This is a genomic window from Microbulbifer maximicatervae (SeqCode) (genome assembly GCF_052467955.1).
Map to the genome: position 1 here is coordinate 1,183,737 of NZ_CP174329.1, position 18,923 is coordinate 1,202,659.

Sequence of the window (18,923 nt, forward strand, 5' to 3'; positions counted from 1 at the left end):
GTGGCAATCGAACATCAGGCCTACTAGAAAATTGCCACCCGCCCTAAGTTACTCTTCAAAAGGACACCAGCCAATAAGGCCGAAGGCATTATCAGGGAAAATGTTGATGTCTTTTGTTTGATAGCATTTTTTGCGCCGTTATTGGGAGGTTCTAAATGAAGCCTTTCGGTGAAAAGTTACGGGACTATTGCAGCAGCAAAGGCTTTATCCATAGCTCTCGAGGTTGTTGCTACTGGATGAGTATTGTGTGACAGATCAAAAACGTTCCCTTGAATATGAAAAGCGGAGGAAGGAGAGGGCTAAATAACGTGCCAAAAAGCTGTTATCAGATTTTGAAGAGCCGGATAAGACTGGGCTTTTTAGTGGGGGTGAAAATGCGATGTGGCACGATATTCATGGTGGGAAACCTGCACGACTCTGGGCTAAATCATAAAAGAAAAAAGCTAACCCCTATCTGGTAGAGGCTTGTTAACATTCTGAGCAAATGCATTCCGATTCTGTGTTAGCCGGGGTATCTTTTCATTAAGTATTTCTTGCTCACTCTGTAGTGAGGCTTTAACGGCAGGGTATCCATAAAATCGAGGGATTGAAGGCTAATTCTCTAGGTGCAGCAATGATTATTTTGTTGTTTTTAATTTAATTCCACTTTTATTCAATGTTTCTATATTTTTTACTCGCCAATATCTTCATGCCAGATCTCAGGGTGCTGTTGGATAAATTCATTCATAAGATTAATGCAATCAGAATTATTTAGGATGGTTAGGCTTATGCCTTCAGACCTGAGTAATCGTTCATCTCCCTGAAAGGTTTTGTTTTCACCGATAACAATATTCCTAATGCCGTATAGACGTATGGCTCCGCTGCACATAGGGCAGGGCGAAAGGGTTGTATAAAGCGTGCACTTTTGATACTCGACTGCTCGTAACCTTCCAGTCTTTTCCAATGCGTCCATTTCAGCATGCTTGATAACACTATCCTGTTGGATACGCTGATTGTGGCCTCTGCCGATAATTTCTCCATCACGCACTACTACACAGCCGGTGGGAACACCGCCTGCGGCCAAGCCCTTGCGCGCTTCCTCAATGGCTGCTTGCATAAGCGCTTCGTGCTCAGACTTGCTCATGGCAGTCCTTTATTTAAGTTTTTAAGGGTGTTTGAAGTATAGAGTGAATAGCTTTATTGATACATTAATGACAGCTAAGGTAACGGCGAAGACTATTGCCAATAGGTTTGTATTTTTCCACTAGTGATGGCTCTTATTGATGTGAAAAAACCTTTATCGGTGTCAACGGGCGATCGGCCTGCTTGCTTGTTGATAAACCTTTCTCTCGTGTATAAGTGCATTTCGTGAGTATTGTAAGGAATGCATCACATGATCGATGGATGAGGCTTTGTTCTTTTTGAGGTGAGTGGCTAAGTGGGTTTTTTAGGGTATTGTTTTAAGCAGGTTAATGGGTAGAAATATGGGTATTCCTAACGCAATATTGATTTGCCCCGCTTATTTAGAAGGTTCCGACAGGCATTGAGCCTGTCAGATGAAAAACGTCCAGCGCCTAGCGAGCTGCCAAAAGGGAAATCGAGATTATCTATTGCTATTCACTCTTTTAGAGCCGACGTACATTGCAAATAAACGAAGGCCGATGGAAATTAAGACAAGCATACTTGGCGCTGTATGAGCGGGTATTGCCTTTAATTGCGTGATTTCTCTTTGAAGGGTCATCGTTTGGTGTAGATTGGTCTGGTGCTTTGGAACCTGAATGACGTTTTTCTTAAGTAATTTATCGAACGACTCGATTTCTCCCGCAAGCATATCCAGGAGTTCCAATTCGGTCTTGCCTTCCCATGGTAGCTGTGTCCTATATGCGTCAACTGCTTTACCAAGCTTTTTCCACTCTTCTGCGAGGAAGGCTTCAAGTGATGAAAGGGTTCTCAGCTTCGAGTTCATGGATTGATTGACTCGGTAGGCGTTTTGTCCATGAGCGCCGCTCGCCATCATTCCACCAAAGTGCTGTACGTTATGTTTGGCGGTATTCAGGTTCCGGCTGATTAAGTTGAGTTGATCCAGAGTACGAACCAGAGTCTGATCAAATCTCGGATCTTTATCCTTAATCGCTGTCAGAGCGGTGTTAACCAGTCGACTCACCTGTATCTTGGTTGCATGTTCGTTGATGGACATATCCCTTTATCCTCGTAAATCCATTGAAGAATGTGTTCCACCTCCCTGATTTGAGATGAATGTGCCACATTCAGGTTTTTGCTTGATGAAAACGCGAATTCTAAATTAAATCTGCCGAGTGTCGCGGTCTAATAGAGTACGGGCCATTGCACGGGAGCCGGGGCGGTCATGGTTTCATTGTCATAGCCCAGTGACCAGGGCTAGAGCCTGTTCAGCAAGAGGGTTAATGTGTGGCTGGCCCATTTTCATTTTTTCGTTGGGCAGTTTTATGTGCTTGGCATCCCAATTGATTTCCGTCCACTCAAGTTTTCGCAATTCTCTAGCGGGCAGAGTAAGAGAGGGGGTAGTTTTAGGGCTGCTCTTACTATTGGGGTCGTCTATGGCAGTTAGTAGGCGCCCGATTTCAGTAGGGTCTGCAATTGCTGTCAGGTGCTTTTTCTTGGTGGGGCAGTGGCGCAAACCTGCTCGCCCCCGCAATTAACCCCACTAAAAATGGCTGGATTTGCTGGATTTTGGTTAGATTAATTGGGATGGCCCAGATAAGCAAAAACCCCGGAAACACTAGGTTTGCGGGGCTTTCGTGGGCTTTCTGAGACAGCAATTTGGTGGGATGGCGGGAGTCGAAAAATAGCTATAACCCATTGATAAATAAAGATTAAATATTTTCTGTTTTTCAAAACCCGTCAATAAACCCGTCCACTAGAGCAAAGTAACCCCCAGTTTGGCGCGTTAGTTACCTAGCTCTGTTGTGCCCCTGGTTAGCCCAATGTGGCATGCGCCGGCAGGCTTCCCGGGGCCCAGTACTGACGCGAACAAAACCTTCGCTGATGTCAACATTTGTCAACAGGTGAGAGGTTCCCTTGATTGTGGATAAACCTTCTACTTGGCCAAATAGTTGCTTGGATTGGGTCAGGTTGGCAAGTCCTAACAAAGAGGCTTCTAGCAGCTCTAAATAGATGAGGTGATAGAAGCATTAATGGTTTCTCTTTAGCAATCACTTACGCTTAAATCTAGTTTGCTGGATAGCCCGCTGCTCTAGTTCAAGTTTCCGTATTTGTAACTGTAACAGTCGGTCTTGCTTTGGCTGAATTTTTGTGTGCCACTGATGGAATCCATAGCTGGTCAGGAAAAACCCAAAACCGAGAAATATTGCAAGGTAGAAAAACAGCTCCGCATCTTTGTGAGCCTCATCAATCCTCGCTTGTTCCTCATACCAATAAAGCTTTCTTTTTTCTTCAGGTGTTAAAGTTTCTTTTGCCTTTAAGTTTTCTGCTGGAAGGTATCGCTCAAAAGCTCTGGCGTTGTAATAATCATTTCTTAAGAAAAACAATACTAGAGTGGTAAGTAGTACTAAAACACCTGAAAGTGCATAAAACTTATATATATTATCAGTTGGAACTGGGACCCTGGTTAGCACACTTCTCTCCTTGAAGTTGGGCAAGAAAGGTTATTTGTAATTTTGCTTTACTGTGCTCTGGCGTGGAACTCAGGTATTCTCAGGCTAAGGCCCATATCTGGCGGCTGTTGCAGCCTTCACCGATTGGGCCCGCTTAGTGGTTGTCAGGCTGACTAGTAGTGTGTCAGGTTGGTGCTGAACAGTAGGCCGTCAAGCTTCTCAGCTTCAACCACGCCTTTGAACACATCGGTGCAGTATATGGTGATGTTCGACTCCTTACTCCTGAATACCGGCACCTCTTTCAATTTATCAGCGTCGAACTCAATGCCTGAAAGCAAGTTCCCGTTTCTAGTGACTGAGCCTGGTATTACCGCATTGAGGTCTTCGGCGATTGTTAGAGGGTTGAACAAGTAGAACTTCGCCCCCTGGTATGTGCATGGCAAGAACTCACCGTATGGACCTAGAACCCCCTCAAGAACCTTGTAGGCTGCCTCATGAAGTACGAGGTAATTTTGCCACTTTGATAGCGTGGGGATATTAGGGAGGCCATCTTCTAGGCTGAATTGAACTTCCAGTGGTATCCAGTCGTCGGTGTAGTTTGTTGGCCTCGTGTCGATAATGAAGTCATCATCCCCGCGCTTTTCTTCTACCTCATCGATGTCGAAATGTGGAACCATGAAGTCAGTGAAGTTGGTAAATACTTGGTAAAAACTCATAATGACATTTACCTCAGTCTTGTTGGCGGACTCCCGATATCAACCGAGAGTCCATCTAGTGGCTATGTAGCTAGAGGTGAGTTAAGTTGCTCGTGAAACTTAAGCCGTCAAGCTTCTCAGATTCAACGAGGTCTTTAAAAGTTTCAGTACAGTAAATACTGATATAAGCCTCTTTGGTTCTGAATACCGGAATATCCTTGAGCTTGTTTTCATCAAACTCAATACCCGAGAGTAAGTTTTCCTTCCGTGTGACAGAGCCTGGTATTACTGCGTCGAGTTCATCAGCGATTGTCAGGGGATTAAAGAGGTAGAACTTAGACCCCTGATGTGTGCAAGGTAGAAACTCACCAAAAGGACCTAGTGCGCCCTCCAGGGCCTGATATGCAGACTCATGCAACACTAAATAATTCTGCCATTTGGAAAGAGTTGGAATTACAGGGGGGGAGTCGCACGATTTGAGGCTTAACTCCATTGGTTTCCAGTTGCTGGCATAAGACTTGGGCGTTGTGTCGAAGGAAAAGCGAATACTCCCCTGTTTACCTATGATTTCTTTAGGCTCGAAGTAGGGGGTCATGTAGTCACTTTCGTTCTTAAATACTTGATAGAGTTCTGTCGTTAGCGTGCTTGTCGAACCTATTACGGGAGGCTCACTCTCTGTGTAGATTGGCTTCTCTCGGATAATTTGCTTTGCCTTTTTCCTGATTTCTCCGGGGGGCAAAGGCTGCCTTTGCTTCTTGTTGCTCATGGCCGAGGCTGCTTATCTCAATCACGCATCCTGCGGTCTTTGTTTGGTGGCGGGGTCAACTGGCCTGGGGCGTATCGCCAGCTTCTCAGGGGTGACCAAGGCTTTTAGTCTTTCTTTAGCCTCTTGCATTGATTTTACTTCTTGCTTTTCTGACATGTCTTGTCCTCTTCGGTTTCCTGTTCATCCAAAATTTTCGGGTCTTTTATGAAGTCTGGATTTCCAATGATGGTGACATCATCAAGGGTGTCACCCTCTAGGATATGCTTATTTTCCTTAATGGAATACTTCATTTTCTTCATTCTTTCATTGAAATCTTTGGACTTCTTCATATCTTTTTCACGCAGTAGTCGGGGAAATGGCGGGCGCCTGTTGATGGTACATAGCTATAACCCTTCTGTACGTAAAAGTCTCTTACGGCCGCGTTTATGGGCTGCATTATACGAATCTCATCAGCACCTAGCAGGTTGGCGTATGCAATCAAGGCTAACTCTGTAATAGCGAAGCTTCTGCCCTTGAGCATACTATATCCGGCAACCCGCTCGATTAGTTCTAGGCGTAGTCTTGTTCCTTTGAATGATGGACGCCCAAGAGAAAGGGATTCGAGACGGTTTTGATACCAAATAGCTAACTCAAAGCGCTTAGGGTACATCTTCCTGTAAATTCTTGTATCGGTCTCCCAGTCGAAGTTGGTTCTACGCTCTGGAATGGTGTCCCACAGCTTCGCTTGGTTGATAGCCCTGGAATCTAATCCTGAAAGATGTATTTGGCTTGCATCTCCATAGGGGATGGCTTCTTTAACATGTTCCCGGACCATTTGACGGTATGATTCGTATCGTAATTCTGCGTCACTATGAGTCGCTAGCATTTATCCTCCTTGCTGCTAACCGGTAAACCCCATGCATGTGGGCTATCAGAATTTAATTCTTGTCTTGGCGCTGGATTGTAGGGCCTGCAGAGGATAAATTCGGTAGAATATTGCGCCATTAAGCTGACTGGAGCGGGCGTACAAAGTTGCTGGGGTGTCGAGTGTCCAAGCAGTAATTACCGGGATATCGGTATTTAGACCAGCTCCTCGGCTCTTTGGGGGCCTCTCGAAAACTGGACATATTTGTACAGTTTCTCTCCAATCGAGGCTCTTGGTTTGAAGTGCATCTCCATCGATTACTGTATAAAAAGCCAGTATTTTTAATTCCGAAGATTTACCCACTTTACCTGTTGAGCTAATGACCGAAAGTTGAGAATAAGCCTTCGCTCCAGAGCTAAGCCAGAATTCTAGCTTAGGTCAAAAAGTATTCGTTTTAGCCGGGTGTGGCAGCCCATTTGGCTAAGTCATCTTGGGGTATTCGGAATCCCGAAGGGGGTATTTAGAAAACCTAAGGAGGGGTATTTAGGAAACGCGAAGGAGAGTAATACATTACTGAGTAATACATTAGGGAATAATAATACTGGAACAAATCCGGAAGTTGACCCTGTTGAATCTGGGCTGAGGATGTTGTGAATAATCCAGCATGCGCTGGTGCACTCTCAGACTGGTTACTTTCTCCAGTGGTTATTTTCTTAGTATCTTTACTTTCTTGTGTCGGCAAATCCCTATCTGGGTTTTCCGTATCTGGATTATCCGTATCCGGTAAATCCGTATCCGGGTTTTCAGGAAGTGGATTGGGGGAAGCGGGTCTGCGTTTGGACAGCGTTGAAACTGCCTAACTTCAGCTCTGCTCGAATTGTTTCTGGGCATATATCTTTCTCGGTCATCACTAAGGCGGTTTTAAGCTCTCCTGCCTGAATTTAATTCCCTCTTGGTGTGATGGGGTGGCCTTTAGCTAAAGGCTGCGAAAAGCCCTAGCAAGTGGCTTCAGCGCGATTTCGCCAAATTCATCTTTTTGTGCTGGTTTGTATGGCTGGGGGGTGATTTTTTAAGTCTCCCAGTGAGTGAAAGCCCAAGCGGGTTTCTTGCTCGGTGTTTGGCTGTCAGTGCGCTTTAGGTGAATTGGCAGATTTATTTTGAATTTAGTTTGACCTGCAAGGTAGGTTCATTGACTGGTTCAAAAGAGTGACTGGTTCTGGTGCTATCTCTTACCCCACCCCCTATGCCAGGAGCTGCTATAGGTGTGCTATCTCCTGCTACACCTCCAGAGCGGGAGATTGTTTATCAGGGGCTCGCATGGGTGATGAGAAAACATGCAAATCTGCACAGTTTCTAATTCGAACGAATTTCAGTTTTATATCTGCGAGGTGAGTCCAGATTCAAAGTGTAGATTTACACTTTGGTACATCGATTAAGTATGCCTGCGCCTTGTTTCGTGCCTGCTGGTTTATTACTGGTTCTTACTGGTTGAATAGAGAAGGGCGTGTAGTCATTTTCACCGGTTGGGTGCTCAGATTTCATCGGTTTATGTTTTGTTTTCACCGGTGCATTTTTTTCACTGGTGAACTCATTGCACCGGTTGAGGGGCTGCATTCAATGCTCTTGCTATACCAAGATGTGAATTTACATCTTGCCTAACCCATATCATCCAGGGCGATTTAGTGCAGTGCATTTGCTTGTCGCTTGCCGAAGGGGGCCCCGTTTCCGGGCTCCCATAATGCAGGCAGCTGGGTTTCAGTTAGCCCCTGAAATTCTTCGACTTCATTTTGTGATTTACCATAAATATCAATGGCATAACAGACATGACCCCATGCCTCGGAAGCGGCTGATAAGTGCAACCAACCCTCACAAACGACTTCCAAAAAACCTTCACTTTAGCCATCACGCAACGCTATTCAGGTGTTTTGGCCAAGGCGTTGAGGGTTGAGGCTCTTATATGTGAAATCCAGAAGGGGAAGCGCTGGGTGCAAACCTGCGCGCACCGAGACAACCTCAAAGGGTTGCGTTTGAAACGTGACCCCTGACTCTGCTGGCGCGCGTACTGGTCGCAAAACCCTGAGAAAGTGAAAATGGGGCGCACCCTTTGCTGAAAGGGCCTCTGTGGCCCTCTGAGCCGCTTTACTGGCCTTGGGGGTGTGTTGATGTTGATGCGTTTTAGTGCTGCTTAGGGAGCGCCTCAGTATTTCTCAGTAAGAATTGCGAACAAAGACCATATTGGTACGTTAGTGCGCCTCATGTCTGTGGCTTGCGAATCGAGCTGCAAAAACCTCCTTTTTAATTGTTTTAATGAGTCAGGTAAATCGACACGGCTCCACATCCGCATTAACCTCTGAGTCTCCGGCACACATGCCACATATCTGTTTTCTTTTGGCAATTGATGTAAACAAGGTCTCAAAACTAGGGACGTTTATGTCATTCATAATCGTATAGCTGAGTAGTAAGGGAGTTCTCAGTATGGAAATAGATTCTAATCAAATAGATACGTCTCCAAAATGGCGGTCACTCATTAGAGATTTCAAGCGGTTAATTGCGGTGTCACTTATCATCGCTATTTGCGCAGGGGTGATGTACGCATCTAAGTTTAATGGGGGGCTATCCGCTGACAGTGGTGTTTGGGGCGCTTTTGGGGATTTCATGGGGGGGGTCCTGAACCCTATTTTTGCCTTTATGGGGCTTATTGCTCTTTTACTTACAATTTCTATGCAAAGTGAAGAGCTTAACAATTCTACTAAGGAACTTAGAAATTCAGCAGAAGCTTTAATGGAGCAGAGCAAGTCGCTAGAAAGGCAGAATTTCGAGAATACTTTTTTTCAACTGATAAGTTTGCATAATGAAATTGTCAGTGGGATGGCAAAGAGGGTGGGTTATCGAGATAACAGAACTAAGTTAGAAGGAAGGTCCTGCTTTGCATATTTTTACGGGTTTATGAAAGAGCGGTATGGCAGAGCCTTTTTAGATAAAGGTGACCATTTAGCTGCGTCGGAGCACACCTATCAAAAGTTCCTGGAAGAAGGTGTGAATACTTTTGGCCATTAATTTAAGAATTTGTATGAAATATTTCGTTTTATTGATGAAAGTAAGGCTGATGATAAAGAGCAGTATATTAGAATCCTAAGGGCCCAGCTTTCTTTGTATGAAGAAGTTATTCTATTTTATGACTGCGTTCATGGGCCTGAAAATGGTGATATCAAAGGAATGCTCGAAAAATATTCCTTTTTTTCAAATCTCGATAAGAAAAGACTACTTAATGATATAGCTCACCCAGAGATGTACAAGCCGCTTGCTTTTGGGGTGAGAGAAGAGGCTTTGGACAAAACATTAGTCGAAGAGCTTACTTGAAGGCAACACTTATCTTGAACCTGACTAGAATTGACCAAAGTCCTATCAACTCACATTCAGAGCACCAAACCCCGGATAGGGGTTCGGTCTGCCCGCTCCCGATTCCACCTTGATATTTCTTAATACTTTGGACCTGAGCAGTCCTCGCGCTTACTGCTTGCTTTCCAGGCGCTCCAGGTCCTCACGCTCGCAGTCGATAAGGTTTACCCATTCATCGGCAAGGTGGGCGCCGATAACCGCCAACTCTTGGCTAGTGGTGTTCTTTTCAGAAACCTGGCTGATGCTGTGGAAGAGGGTGCGCAGCTTGCTCAGTGATTCCAGGCTGAGATTTGCGAGGTCGAGTGAGCGAACAATAAGGTTATCGGTTTGAGGGATAGATACAGCAGGGGCTTGGTTTGCCATGGTCTGGGCTCCTGATATTGGGTGAGCCGCTGCCCTTGAGGTCTCAATCTCATCGGGTGGCGGGCTGTACACAGGTTGAGACTACCGCTATCAGGAACGGCGGGCACAAGGCCCCCTGTGCCAGCCCCCCATAAAAAGTTAAGAATTGGTGAGGTCCAGACACAAAAAAACCGCATACAGGGGTAGGCGGCTCCGGGTCGCCTGATATCTTTCGGGGTCTCAATCCCGGTTACGGATTTTGCCGCAACGCCTCCAGTATGCTCGCCCAGTGTAAAGCTTTTCAATGCTGGGCGTCGAATGTGATGCCAATATTTTAGGGGGTGCTTGGCTGCCCAAAACGCTCACATGTGAATCAGGCTTGATGGCGTCACGAATTGTTGCCCCACTTTGGGCGCTAACTGCATGAAAGGCGTTTGCTAGCTGATGAACCCGAATTAATCATCTGGCACCAGAGGTGGGCTTCGATTCAAGCCGACCTACTCTCATAACAGGCTAACGATTTCCCATCGGGCAGCTGTTAGGGGTATCAGTTATCAGGCGGTCAACTCCTATTGCTTAACCGCTGTTCTCATGCCGGCTCTGTGATGTGAAGCCCACGCACTGCATGGAGCATTAGAGATGGTTAGCTATGGGTATGGCTAAGTATAAGACTCTCCAATATGAGACTAGTGAGGCCCAAAAAAGGGCTGTTAGTCCTCCATATTGGTACTGCTGGCACTCGTATCAACTGTTTCCCTCTTTAACTTGTCTCATATTGGAGTAGGTAGAGGTAGTTAGTCCTCCAATATGAGACTGGTAAAATCGAAATTTGCAGGAGCCTTTAGAGTTGGTTTTAGCTTCCAGGTTGAGGGGTGGGTGCACCAATAGCCCAATGACTGACGCCCGGGAATAATCCCTTCCCGAAATTCTGTCCCGCTCTTTGGTTCATCAATCCCAAACCAAGTCGCAGCTAACAGAGTCGGGCAGCCTCGCTTTTTAACCCCTTTTCGGGTGACGACGAATATGCCTGAATGCTCCAGCTCCGCAAGTGCCCGATAAAGTGTTCCTTTGGCCCACCCATAGTCCTTCATAATCGAAAAGCAGGCTGACAGATGGCCATTGTTATTCCCTTTGTACTGAACCATGACGTTATTCAGCAGCTTATGGGCTTGGGCGCCTAGCCCCCGGAAGCGGGGGCTATCGTAAACACGGTGCGGGCATTGGATGTAGCTGCCGTTTTCAGGCCTCTGTCTCCGTCTTGCCATTAGTCCCCCAGTAAATGGAGGGAGTTGATGCGCTGGCGCTCGCTATCAGGTAGCCAATAAACCCCGTGACTGCCTGATAAGCCGTCGCGGTCGATATGGGCCACTCTACGACATTGAACTTGAATTCCTCGCTTCCTGAGTTGAGAAATAATTTCGGGACCATTACTAGCACCTGCAACCCGGTCAAGCCTTTCACGGCTGCAAGGACCATTAAGTAAGGTTTTCAGTGCTCTTTCCTGGCGAGCGGTAAAGGGGCGTTGTTTAATACTAATATTACGACTTGATTGACTAGGGTTATTTTTATTCATGGCTGCTCTCCTTAACCCTGTGAATCTGCAATTAGTTGATTTTTGAGCTGGATTAGGGAGTCTCCTGGCCATGCTGTTGTCCTTGGTCCGAGTTTCACTCCTCTCTGCACTTTGCCGGTGTTGCTCCAGTTCCACCATGTACTCAAACCGATACCAAAAAGTCGAGCGCATTCATGCGCTCTATACATAGCATCAGGGTTAATGGTTTGTGGATGAATACGCATTTAGAAAGTCCTCGTTGGTTAACGGGGACGAACTATGGGTTAATCTGGGCTAACTGTATGTGGAAGGAACTTGGGGGTATTTTCCCTATTCAGGAACCTTAGAAAGTACGCGCTCTAGTTCAGCATCTATTGCTTGAGCAGACCGAATTTCGTTGTGGTTTTTAGGGTAGAGAATTTTTAAAAGGTTATCCCTAGTTGGCGGGTTGCCCTCCCAATATTCGGGAGGGTTTTCAATGACTTCATTGATGAATGCTTCTTTGCTGTTCCCTTTCTCTTTAGGTTTATTCAGATGTGCGGCATATTCTTGGTTAAGCAAGCGGTCACGTCGCTCGCGGCCTGGATTGCCTTCTTGGCGGTAAGTATTCATGCACTCAGGCCAGTATTTATTATCGCCATTGAGATTCAGGAACTTTGAGAAGCAATCCGCGAAATATTGTAAGAGAATAGGTTCTACTTCCTGCCCATCACGCACCGCTTCGATAAACCGCTTCATCAGTCCAAAAGCGGCTTCTCTGTTGTCGGCCTCAATGAACTTCGCTCGTTCCTCTGGCCTCCAGCTCCGGGCATTTTCAATTTCATGTTTAATCGCGCGGAGGTCGCTTTCTCGCCACATTTTTTCTCGTGCTTTATCCATGCCGTTGTTTTCCCTCCTTGGGTGAATATTGAGCCTTATTTAGTGCGTGGTGAATTTTGCTGTTATGACGTTGGTCGAGCTTGTTTGAAGCTTGAGGTTATCCAGATAATCTGCCCACCTCTGCATCATTGCAGCTCTCTGCTCAAGGTGCTTGGTGCGGTTATAGGCACGCCCTAGTGTGTCTTTCACTTCATGGGCCAGCTGGTGCTCTATGTAATCCACACGGAAGCCCAGAACCTCATCCAAGAGAGTGCGGGCCATAGCGCGGAAGCCGTGGGCGGTCATGGTTTCATTGTCATAGCCCAGTGACCTGAGTGCAGTCCTCACCGCGTTATCAGACAATGGGCGGCTCTGGCCTCGGGCTGAAGGGAATACATATTTGCCACGGCCTGTTAGTGGCTCCACCTCCCGCAGTATTGCCAGCGACTGTTCTGCTAGCGGGATAATGTGTGGCTGGCCCATTTTCATTTTTTCGCTGGGAAACTCTATTTGCTTGGCTTCCCAATTAATTTCGGTCCACTCTAGTTTGCGTAGCTCTCCAGGGCGGCAGAATAGGAGCGGCGACAGCTTTAGGGCTGCTCTCACTGCTGGAGTGCCTTGGTATTCCTCTATGGCAGTTAGCAGGCACCCAACTTCAGCGGGGTCGGTTATTGCTGCCAAGTGTCTCTTCTTAGTGGGGGTGAGTGCGCCACTCAGGTCTGTGGTGGGGTCACGGTCGGCCCTTCCGGTGGCCACGGCAAAGCGGAATACTTGGCTGGCTACTCGCTTTACCCGGTGGGCAGTCTCCAGGGTGCCCCGGCTCTCAATACGGCGCAGGCACCGCAGCACTTCCGGCGGGCTTATCTCGGATATAGGACGCTTACCCAAATAGGGCTTTAGGTCACGCTCTAAAGCGAGGGTGGCGCGGTCCTTTGATGAGTTGGATAGGTGCGCCATCTTGGCGGCGAACCACTCATCACTAACGGCGGCGAAGCTGTTGCGATTGGCTTCCAGGGTGGATTCTTTGCGGGCGCGTTTTATATCGCGAGGGTCGACACCTTCGGCAACATGCTGGCGGGCTTCATCACGGAGTTCGCGGGCGCGCTTCAGGCTTACATCTGGGTAGAGCCCAATTGCCATTTCTGGGCGTTTGCCATGCAGGCGGAAACGGAATACCCAGCGCTTGGCTCCGGTCGGGGTCACTTCGATTGCCAACCCTTTCTCGTCGGACTCGATGTACTTCTTGTCGCGTGGCTTGAGGGCGCGGACCTTGGTGTCAGACAGCGGCATAGCTCACCTTCCATGGATTTTGGACGGGTTGGACGGTGGCACTGCTATCAACCCGTCCAATAACCCGTCCACTTGAGGCTGGATTTGGACGGGTTAGCTTAGATTAACTGGGATGGTCCAGATAAGCAAAAACCCCGGAAACACTAGGTTTGCGGGGCTTTTGTGGGCTGTCTGAGACAGCAATTTGGTGGAGATGGCGGGAGTCGAACCCGCGTCCGTCAGCACTCTGCCAGAGGCTCTACATGCTTAGCTCCGTCTATTGATTTAACCCATTACAGCCCGGCGGTCAGGACGTATAGGGCGATCCCGAAATTTGTTTAACCGCTTACCCACGGGTATGGCTTGCGGCGATCCAGTTCTGTATAACAGTCTACAGCGCGATACTGGAACCTTGCTGAAGACTGCTAAGGGACGAACCCTTAGTTAGCGCTTCACAAGCTGCTTACGCAGCGAGTTGGGCACCGTAGTTGTCGTCGTTGGCAACTAATAAAATACAGCTTTGGATTTACGAGATTCGCTGCCATCTCGGCATGCACCCAAGGTTTCGTAACCGGCGTCGAATCCAAGTCATCCCCGATAAGAAACACTCATGTGTGTCACCTAAGTATACCTCAAAATTCACGTTAGCAATAAATTTTATGTAATTGGCATTTGAGCGATCAGAGTCGCTTTAGTCAGGCGCTTTGAGGGAGGGCTTAGGTGGGAAGGGAGTTCCCGGCGGTGAGGTACCGCCGGGGGGGAGATCAGCTTAGCGAATGGACTGCACGAAAGCGGTCAGGATTAGCAGTGGGCAGACGATGCGCACGTACCAGGGCCAGATCTTCCAGAACAGGGTGTGTTCAATATCTTCATGGCCTTTCTTGAGCTCACTCAGCAGCTGGTCGCGGCGCCAGATCCAGCCGGCAAAGATACAAAGTGCAATACCGAGCAGGGGCTGGCCGTATTCAGTACTGATACTGACTGCCAGTCCGAAGAGGGCGTCGAAGTTGTAGATGATGCCGCAGCTCACGCCGAAGATGATCAGGCCAACGATCGGGGTGGCGATGCGGCGGGGGATATTCAGGTTCTCGATAGAGAATGCCACCGGCACTTCCAGCATGGAAATGGAGGAGGTGAGGGAGGCGATAACCATCAGCGCGAAAAAGGCGATGGCGACGAATATCCCAGCTTCACCCATGGTGTCGAACAGTGCTGGCAGCACTTGCAGAATCAGGCTCGGGCCGGCGATCAGGGAACCGTCGGCAGAGAAGATCTGGGTACCGGCTTCCTGGGCTACGTACATGGCGGGCAGGATTAGCAAGCCCGCTGTGAAGGCGATGCCCACATCAATCAGGGTTACCAGGGCGCCGAGGCGCGGCAGGCTCTCCTGCTGGCTCAGGTAGGAGCCGTAGATCAGCATGGTGCCTACACCCAGGGATAGAGAGAAAAAGGCCTGACCCATGGCGGAGATCAGCAGATCCGGGGTGAAGTGGTCGAAGTTGGGCATCAGGTACACTTCCAGGCCGGTCAGGGCGCCGGGCTGGGTGAGTACGTAGCAGATCAACAGCAATAACAGGATGATCAGCGATGGCATCAACAGGGTGGACCAGCGCTCGATCCCCTTCTCAACACCACTGGCGATAATCAGCATGGTGAGACCACTGAAGATAGCGGTCATGATCATATTGCGATCGGTGCTGTTGCCGGCCAACCACTGGGCTGCCTCTTGGGCGCCGAACAGGCCGGCGAAAGGTTCGGCCAGGTGCGCCACCATCCAGCCCGCCACAATGGCGTAGAAGCTCAGGATAAGTGAGGCCACCAGGATACCGCCGAAGCCGGTCAGGCCTCCGAAAAAGCGGCTGATGGGCCCGTTGGAAATGGAGCGCAGCGCTTGCACCATATTGCGGCGCGCGTGGCGGCCGATGGTGAGTTCCGCCATCAGGGCTGGGTAGGCGAGCGCAAAGGCTAGAAATAAGTAGGCGACTACAAAGGCGGCGCCGCCGTTGCTGGCGGCCTTGGTTGGAAAGCCCCAAATATTGCCGAGACCAACGGCGGAACCCGCCGCGGCCATCAAAAAGCCAATATTCGAGCTGAACTGTCCTCGCGGTGCACTCATGGTAAATCCCGTAATTATTCTTCTAATGGTTCACTGTGCACTATTTGTGCGTCGAGCGCATTAGGCGCTGCTTTTCGCGGTTCCAATCGCGTTTCTTCTCAGTTTCGCGCTTGTCATGGCTCGCCTTACCTTTGGCCAGGCAGACTTCGCACTTCACCAAATGCCCTTTCCAGTACATAGCGGTGGCAACCACTGTGTGACCTTTCTGCTCAACGGCGACGATCAGCTTGGCTAATTCGCGCTTGGTGAGCAGTAGGCGACGGGTGCGGTCGGGCTCGGTGACAAAGTGGGTGGAGGCACTGGGTAGCGGCTGGATGTTGGCACCCAGCAACCAGGCTTCCCCGTTTTTAAAAATGACATAGCTGTCGGTCAGTTGGGCTTTGCCCTCCCGGCAGCTTTTGACTTCCCAGCCTTTCATCTCAACGCCCGCCTCAAACTTTTCTTCAATGAAATAGTCGTGGCGGGCCTTCTTGTTGAGGGCGATGGTATTGGATGTTTGTGCTTTCTTTTTCTTGGCCATGAAAACTACGAGTGACTATATAAAACTGTGTCCAAAAAACTTCAGGGCCACGGTATTGATAAAGATAAGCAGCAGTATCAATGGGATAAAAGTGCCCAGGGAGAAGTTAACGTATTTTTGCGAAAACGAGCCTGCAAAGTCGCTGTCACCTTCTTGCAGCTCTTTATCAAAATTGGATTTCTTCCATTTGTAGATCACGAACAGACATACCAGCAGGCCGTTTAAAGGCAGGATGGTGTCGTAGAAGATGATCTCCACCAAATCGAAGAACGACTTGTTTGCGCCGGCCAGTTGTACAAACTCTGTAAACCAAGTGGCCATACCGAATGATACGGCGCAAGCGATGGCCAGCACAAATTGAACTGCCGCAACGATGTAGATGGCCTTCTTACGTTCCATGTTGCGCTCGTCACGCAGGGTGGCAATGGGCACCTCGATAATGGAAACCAGCGAGGTAATGGCGGCAACCAGTACCAGGAAGAAGAAGATGGCCGCTACGGCGCTAGCGCCTATGTAGCCGATTCCGTCCTGTAAAGCGAGGAATATCTTCGGCAGGAACAGGAAGATCATACCGGCGGAGGAGTCGCTCAGTTCTGCCGGATCGATTTGTGGATTGAAGTGGAAAATACTCGGCAAAATCAGCAGGCCGGCTGTAAAGGCTACCAAGGTGTCAGTAATCGCTACGGCACGGGAAGAACCGGGGATGGAGTCCTTCTTCTTCATATAGGAGCCGTAGGTAATCATGATGCCCATTCCCAGAGACAGGGAGAAGAAGGCCTGGGCCATGGCTTTGCTGATTACGTTGCCGTCAATTTTGCTGAAGTCGGGTACCAGGTAGTACTGCAAGCCCAGGGCGGCGTTATCCAGGGTCAGTACAAAGAACACCAGTCCCAATAACATGACAAACAGCATGGGCATCAGGGTTTTTGCGGCACGCTCGATACCGTCTTTAACGCCCATAGCGAGAATGGCATTGATGATCAGCATCAGGACAACCAGGTAAATAAATACCGTGGGTGTATTGATAAAGTGGATAAAGAAATCCGGGGTGGCGAGCTTATCCAGGTTGCCGGAGAAGATCTCTACCAGGTATCCCATTACCCATACGGTGACCACCAGATAAAAAACCGCGATCATAAATGGCGTGATCAGGGCCAGCCAACCGGGAATACTCCACAGCGTGGAGCCTTTGGATATCTGCCGATAGGCCCCGACGGGGTCTTTATCTGAACGGCGTCCCATAGCGAGTTCGGCCATCATCACCGGCAGACAGATCAGAAATACGAAGAGAGCGTAGACCAGTAAGAAGGCGCCGCCCCCGCTCTTGGTGGCTGCTACAGGGAATGCGACCAGGTTGCCAATACCGACTGCGGAACCTGCTGCGGCCAGGATAAAGCCCAGCCTTGACCCAAAATGCTCTCTCACTGCGGTCATAAGTACTCTCGCTATTATTTTTTGAATGCTTGTAGTTTTTGTTACTGCGGCTGGGGCTAAGTGTGGCCCACCGGTAAAAAATGCGATTGTTGCAGGAATTGTCTTGCTTGAGTAGCGCCGACTGGCAAAATTAGCCGTTCAACGGTAATCCCAGGTAATTTTGCCTGATGGACTGGGTTAGACAGTAGGAATGACTGAAATAGAACGCAGTGCGCTGGTGATGTACAGCGCGGAACAAATGTTTGATCTGGTCAACGATGTGGCCAGTTACCCGCAATTTTTACCCGGCTGTCGCGCTGCGGAGATTATCCACAGCGATGACACCACTTTAGAGGCGCGCCTGGATTTGTCGCGCGCGGGTATAAAGCAGAGCTTTGTGACTCGAAATCAGTTGGTGCGTCCCAAGTCGATGACGCTCAAGCTGGTGGATGGTCCTTTCGAGCAGTTCGAGGGACTGTGGGAATTTACTCCACTGGCTGAAAATGCCTGTAAGGTGAGTTTTACCCTTTCGTTTTCGATGAAAAATCGATTGATCGCGGCGGCTGCGGGAAAAATTTTCAGTGACCTGGCCAACCAGATGGTCGCGGTTATGTGTGAGCGCGCGGAAGAAGTTTACGGGAAATCCCAATGACAGAAGAGAAAACAATCTCGGTGGAGGTGGTGTACGCACTGCCCCACGAACAGCGATTAATGCGTTTGTTGGTGTCTGAGGGTACCACTGCGCGGGAGGCGCTAATTCGCTCGGGAATTCCCAAGGAGTATCCTGAAGTTGATCCGGACACGGCAAAGATGGGTATTTTTGCCCAGGTGCTGGGGAGTAAGGGGCTGCCGCCGGCGGAAAGTTATGTCCTGCAACCCGGGGACCGGGTTGAGGTGTATCGCCCATTGATCGCCGATCCCAAAGAGGCGCGCAAGCAGCGCGCCGAGAAAGCCAAGCGTATGGCTGAGAAGAAGAAAGGCGCCGAGGGGACTTCAGCTTAGGGCCAGCCTGTGGGCTGCCAGTCGCCGCTGGTGGCTACCAGGGAGTCTTCATCAAAATAAACGCTAAAGGTCTTTTGGGTGATATTGCCTTTCTTGTCGCGAAGGCGATTGACGTAATCCCAGCGGTTGGGGTTGTAAGTATCTTCCAGCAGCGGAGTGCCCAGAACAAACTGTACCTGGCGTCGCGTCATCCCTGGCTTTAGCTGATCCACCATCTCCTGGGTAATGATATTGCCCTGCTGCACCTCAATACGGTGTACACCGGGGAATTTTACGAGTGTGCAAGCTCCCAGCAAGCTGCACAGGAAGGCGATAGTGAGAAATCTCAGACTAGGCGGCATTCATTGCTCCATTATTCGGTTTCAAACGGCAGCGCTCACGCTGATTTCTTACAAACAGTCAGTTTAGTCTCAAGTGGAGAAAAAAAGTTCCTCCTCTTACCAGTTCTGCCCTAAGTGAGCAGTACGGGGTTTCTCTGACTCCGTAGGGCATGGGATAATACCTGAAGAGTTGGCTCGCTGACAGACGGGACTCCAGGGTCGGAATCCTTTATAAATGGCCGCTGTGGGTTTGGG

General features: G+C 48.9%; 24 protein-coding genes and 1 other RNA gene. 5 read left to right on the forward strand and 20 right to left on the reverse strand.

The annotated features are described in order from the left end of the window. Positions 1 to 670 precede the first annotated feature (670 nt). From ACJJI5_RS04990 to ACJJI5_RS05025, 8 genes are all read right to left on the reverse strand, one after another. On the reverse strand, positions 671 to 1,123 hold the full coding sequence (locus ACJJI5_RS04990) for a nucleoside deaminase (protein WP_445355692.1): 453 nt from the start codon (positions 1,121 to 1,123) through the stop codon (positions 671 to 673). Positions 1,124 to 1,582: 459 nt separating this feature from the next. Next, complete coding sequence (locus ACJJI5_RS04995) at positions 1,583 to 2,176, reverse strand: hypothetical protein (protein WP_445355693.1); 594 nt, start codon at positions 2,174 to 2,176, stop codon at positions 1,583 to 1,585. 180 nt (positions 2,177 to 2,356) lie between these two features. Further along, positions 2,357 to 2,635: a hypothetical protein gene (locus ACJJI5_RS05000; protein ID WP_445355694.1), complete on the reverse strand. Its 279-nt coding sequence runs from the start codon at positions 2,633 to 2,635 to the stop codon at positions 2,357 to 2,359. A gap of 535 nt (positions 2,636 to 3,170) precedes the next feature. Continuing rightward, positions 3,171 to 3,593, reverse strand: coding sequence for a hypothetical protein (locus tag ACJJI5_RS05005; RefSeq protein ID WP_445355695.1), 423 nt, complete (start codon positions 3,591 to 3,593; stop codon positions 3,171 to 3,173). A 152-nt stretch (positions 3,594 to 3,745) separates the two neighbouring features. Beyond that, entirely contained in the window at positions 3,746 to 4,288 is a 543-nt protein-coding gene (locus ACJJI5_RS05010) for a hypothetical protein (protein ID WP_445355696.1), read from the reverse strand. Between the two features lie 70 nt (positions 4,289 to 4,358). Beyond that, positions 4,359 to 5,033: a hypothetical protein gene (locus tag ACJJI5_RS05015; RefSeq protein WP_445355697.1), complete on the reverse strand. Its 675-nt coding sequence runs from the start codon at positions 5,031 to 5,033 to the stop codon at positions 4,359 to 4,361. A gap of 134 nt (positions 5,034 to 5,167) precedes the next feature. Further along, a complete protein-coding gene (locus ACJJI5_RS05020; protein ID WP_445355698.1) occupies positions 5,168 to 5,362 on the reverse strand; it encodes a hypothetical protein in 195 nt (64 codons plus the stop codon). After that, complete coding sequence (locus ACJJI5_RS05025) at positions 5,359 to 5,898, reverse strand: hypothetical protein (RefSeq protein ID WP_445355699.1); 540 nt, start codon at positions 5,896 to 5,898, stop codon at positions 5,359 to 5,361. Before ACJJI5_RS05025 ends, ACJJI5_RS05020 begins: the two co-directional genes overlap by 4 nt. Before the next feature lie 629 nt (positions 5,899 to 6,527). Between ACJJI5_RS05025 and ACJJI5_RS05030 the strand changes: the two genes are divergently transcribed. Further along, complete coding sequence (locus ACJJI5_RS05030) at positions 6,528 to 6,737, forward strand: hypothetical protein (RefSeq protein ID WP_445355700.1); 210 nt, start codon at positions 6,528 to 6,530, stop codon at positions 6,735 to 6,737. Positions 6,738 to 7,290: 553 nt separating this feature from the next. On the opposite strand, the gene ACJJI5_RS05035 is transcribed toward ACJJI5_RS05030, so the two are convergent. Continuing rightward, the gene (locus ACJJI5_RS05035) at positions 7,291 to 7,491 is read right to left on the reverse strand and encodes a hypothetical protein (protein WP_445355701.1); all 201 of its coding nucleotides are present in this window, start codon (positions 7,489 to 7,491) and stop codon (positions 7,291 to 7,293) included. A gap of 65 nt (positions 7,492 to 7,556) precedes the next feature. Beyond that, positions 7,557 to 7,760 carry a hypothetical protein gene (locus ACJJI5_RS05040; RefSeq protein ID WP_445355702.1) on the reverse strand — a complete coding sequence of 68 codons (204 nt, stop codon included), beginning with the start codon at positions 7,758 to 7,760 and terminating at the stop codon, positions 7,557 to 7,559. A gap of 592 nt (positions 7,761 to 8,352) precedes the next feature. Between ACJJI5_RS05040 and ACJJI5_RS05045 the strand changes: the two genes are divergently transcribed. Further along, positions 8,353 to 8,934 carry a hypothetical protein gene (locus tag ACJJI5_RS05045; protein WP_445355703.1) on the forward strand — a complete coding sequence of 194 codons (582 nt, stop codon included), beginning with the start codon at positions 8,353 to 8,355 and terminating at the stop codon, positions 8,932 to 8,934. Positions 8,935 to 8,943: 9 nt separating this feature from the next. Beyond that, on the forward strand, positions 8,944 to 9,237 hold the full coding sequence (locus tag ACJJI5_RS05050) for a putative phage abortive infection protein (RefSeq protein ID WP_445355704.1): 294 nt from the start codon (positions 8,944 to 8,946) through the stop codon (positions 9,235 to 9,237). A gap of 150 nt (positions 9,238 to 9,387) precedes the next feature. Here the strand turns inward: ACJJI5_RS05050 and ACJJI5_RS05055 are convergent, their stop codons facing one another. The 9 genes from ACJJI5_RS05055 to ACJJI5_RS05095 all read right to left on the reverse strand — a co-directional run bounded on the left by ACJJI5_RS05055 (position 9,388) and on the right by ACJJI5_RS05095 (position 17,367). Further along, positions 9,388 to 9,639: a hypothetical protein gene (locus ACJJI5_RS05055; protein WP_445355705.1), complete on the reverse strand. Its 252-nt coding sequence runs from the start codon at positions 9,637 to 9,639 to the stop codon at positions 9,388 to 9,390. Between the two features lie 773 nt (positions 9,640 to 10,412). Further along, positions 10,413 to 10,883 carry a hypothetical protein gene (locus ACJJI5_RS05060; RefSeq protein ID WP_445355706.1) on the reverse strand — a complete coding sequence of 157 codons (471 nt, stop codon included), beginning with the start codon at positions 10,881 to 10,883 and terminating at the stop codon, positions 10,413 to 10,415. Then, complete coding sequence (locus ACJJI5_RS05065; RefSeq protein ID WP_445355707.1) at positions 10,883 to 11,191, reverse strand: hypothetical protein; 309 nt, start codon at positions 11,189 to 11,191, stop codon at positions 10,883 to 10,885. Before ACJJI5_RS05065 ends, ACJJI5_RS05060 begins: the two co-directional genes overlap by 1 nt. A 309-nt stretch (positions 11,192 to 11,500) precedes the next feature. Continuing rightward, on the reverse strand, positions 11,501 to 12,049 hold the full coding sequence (locus ACJJI5_RS05070; RefSeq protein ID WP_445355708.1) for a hypothetical protein: 549 nt from the start codon (positions 12,047 to 12,049) through the stop codon (positions 11,501 to 11,503). 39 nt (positions 12,050 to 12,088) lie between these two features. Then, positions 12,089 to 13,318 (reverse strand): tyrosine-type recombinase/integrase, encoded by a 1,230-nt coding sequence (locus tag ACJJI5_RS05075; protein WP_445355709.1) that lies wholly within the window; start codon positions 13,316 to 13,318, stop codon positions 12,089 to 12,091. A gap of 185 nt (positions 13,319 to 13,503) precedes the next feature. Further along, positions 13,504 to 13,893, reverse strand: a transfer-messenger RNA (tmRNA) gene (gene ssrA / locus ACJJI5_RS05080). 173 nt (positions 13,894 to 14,066) lie between these two features. Further along, complete coding sequence (locus ACJJI5_RS05085) at positions 14,067 to 15,413, reverse strand: sodium-dependent transporter (RefSeq protein ID WP_444925866.1); 1,347 nt, start codon at positions 15,411 to 15,413, stop codon at positions 14,067 to 14,069. A 40-nt stretch (positions 15,414 to 15,453) separates the two neighbouring features. Beyond that, positions 15,454 to 15,933, reverse strand: coding sequence for an SsrA-binding protein SmpB (gene smpB / locus ACJJI5_RS05090; RefSeq protein WP_445355710.1), 480 nt, complete (start codon positions 15,931 to 15,933; stop codon positions 15,454 to 15,456). A gap of 15 nt (positions 15,934 to 15,948) precedes the next feature. Then, positions 15,949 to 17,367 carry a sodium-dependent transporter gene (locus ACJJI5_RS05095; RefSeq protein WP_445355711.1) on the reverse strand — a complete coding sequence of 473 codons (1,419 nt, stop codon included), beginning with the start codon at positions 17,365 to 17,367 and terminating at the stop codon, positions 15,949 to 15,951. 190 nt (positions 17,368 to 17,557) lie between these two features. Between ACJJI5_RS05095 and ACJJI5_RS05100 the strand changes: the two genes are divergently transcribed. Beyond that, a complete protein-coding gene (locus ACJJI5_RS05100; RefSeq protein ID WP_445355712.1) occupies positions 17,558 to 17,998 on the forward strand; it encodes a type II toxin-antitoxin system RatA family toxin in 441 nt (146 codons plus the stop codon). Continuing rightward, positions 17,995 to 18,348, forward strand: a complete 354-nt coding sequence (locus ACJJI5_RS05105) for an RnfH family protein (protein WP_413663279.1) — start codon at positions 17,995 to 17,997, stop codon at positions 18,346 to 18,348. The genes ACJJI5_RS05100 and ACJJI5_RS05105 overlap by 4 nt, the downstream gene beginning before the upstream one ends. On the opposite strand, the gene ACJJI5_RS05110 is transcribed toward ACJJI5_RS05105, so the two are convergent. Continuing rightward, entirely contained in the window at positions 18,345 to 18,689 is a 345-nt protein-coding gene (locus ACJJI5_RS05110) for an outer membrane protein assembly factor BamE (RefSeq protein ID WP_413663278.1), read from the reverse strand. The two genes, ACJJI5_RS05105 and ACJJI5_RS05110, sit on opposite strands and share 4 nt — an antisense overlap. Between the last annotated feature and the right edge of the window lie 234 nt (positions 18,690 to 18,923).

Excerpts from the sequence above, each read along its gene's own strand:
- ACJJI5_RS05070 (WP_445355708.1), bottom strand. The coding sequence starts at position 12,049 with ATGGATAAAGCACGAGAAAAAATGTGGCGAGAAAGCGACCTCCGCGCG.
- ACJJI5_RS04995 (WP_445355693.1), bottom strand. The coding sequence starts at position 2,176 with ATGTCCATCAACGAACATGCAACCAAGATACAGGTGAGTCGACTGGTT.
- ACJJI5_RS05020 (WP_445355698.1), bottom strand. The coding sequence starts at position 5,362 with ATGAAGAAGTCCAAAGATTTCAATGAAAGAATGAAGAAAATGAAGTAT.
- ACJJI5_RS05035 (WP_445355701.1), bottom strand. The coding sequence starts at position 7,491 with ATGCAGCCCCTCAACCGGTGCAATGAGTTCACCAGTGAAAAAAATGCA.
- ACJJI5_RS05085 (WP_444925866.1), bottom strand. The coding sequence starts at position 15,413 with ATGAGTGCACCGCGAGGACAGTTCAGCTCGAATATTGGCTTTTTGATG.
- ACJJI5_RS05015 (WP_445355697.1), bottom strand. The coding sequence starts at position 5,033 with ATGAGCAACAAGAAGCAAAGGCAGCCTTTGCCCCCCGGAGAAATCAGG.
- ACJJI5_RS05100 (WP_445355712.1), top strand. The coding sequence starts at position 17,558 with ATGACTGAAATAGAACGCAGTGCGCTGGTGATGTACAGCGCGGAACAA.
- ACJJI5_RS05010 (WP_445355696.1), bottom strand. The coding sequence starts at position 4,288 with ATGAGTTTTTACCAAGTATTTACCAACTTCACTGACTTCATGGTTCCA.
- ACJJI5_RS05110 (WP_413663278.1), bottom strand. The coding sequence starts at position 18,689 with ATGCCGCCTAGTCTGAGATTTCTCACTATCGCCTTCCTGTGCAGCTTG.
- ACJJI5_RS05065 (WP_445355707.1), bottom strand. The coding sequence starts at position 11,191 with ATGAATAAAAATAACCCTAGTCAATCAAGTCGTAATATTAGTATTAAA.
- ACJJI5_RS05105 (WP_413663279.1), top strand. The coding sequence starts at position 17,995 with ATGACAGAAGAGAAAACAATCTCGGTGGAGGTGGTGTACGCACTGCCC.
- ACJJI5_RS04990 (WP_445355692.1), bottom strand. The coding sequence starts at position 1,123 with ATGAGCAAGTCTGAGCACGAAGCGCTTATGCAAGCAGCCATTGAGGAA.
- ACJJI5_RS05045 (WP_445355703.1), top strand. The coding sequence starts at position 8,353 with ATGGAAATAGATTCTAATCAAATAGATACGTCTCCAAAATGGCGGTCA.
- ACJJI5_RS05055 (WP_445355705.1), bottom strand. The coding sequence starts at position 9,639 with ATGGCAAACCAAGCCCCTGCTGTATCTATCCCTCAAACCGATAACCTT.
- ACJJI5_RS05095 (WP_445355711.1), bottom strand. The coding sequence starts at position 17,367 with ATGACCGCAGTGAGAGAGCATTTTGGGTCAAGGCTGGGCTTTATCCTG.
- ACJJI5_RS05025 (WP_445355699.1), bottom strand. The coding sequence starts at position 5,898 with ATGCTAGCGACTCATAGTGACGCAGAATTACGATACGAATCATACCGT.
- ACJJI5_RS05060 (WP_445355706.1), bottom strand. The coding sequence starts at position 10,883 with ATGGCAAGACGGAGACAGAGGCCTGAAAACGGCAGCTACATCCAATGC.
- ACJJI5_RS05075 (WP_445355709.1), bottom strand. The coding sequence starts at position 13,318 with ATGCCGCTGTCTGACACCAAGGTCCGCGCCCTCAAGCCACGCGACAAG.
- smpB (WP_445355710.1), bottom strand. The coding sequence starts at position 15,933 with ATGGCCAAGAAAAAGAAAGCACAAACATCCAATACCATCGCCCTCAAC.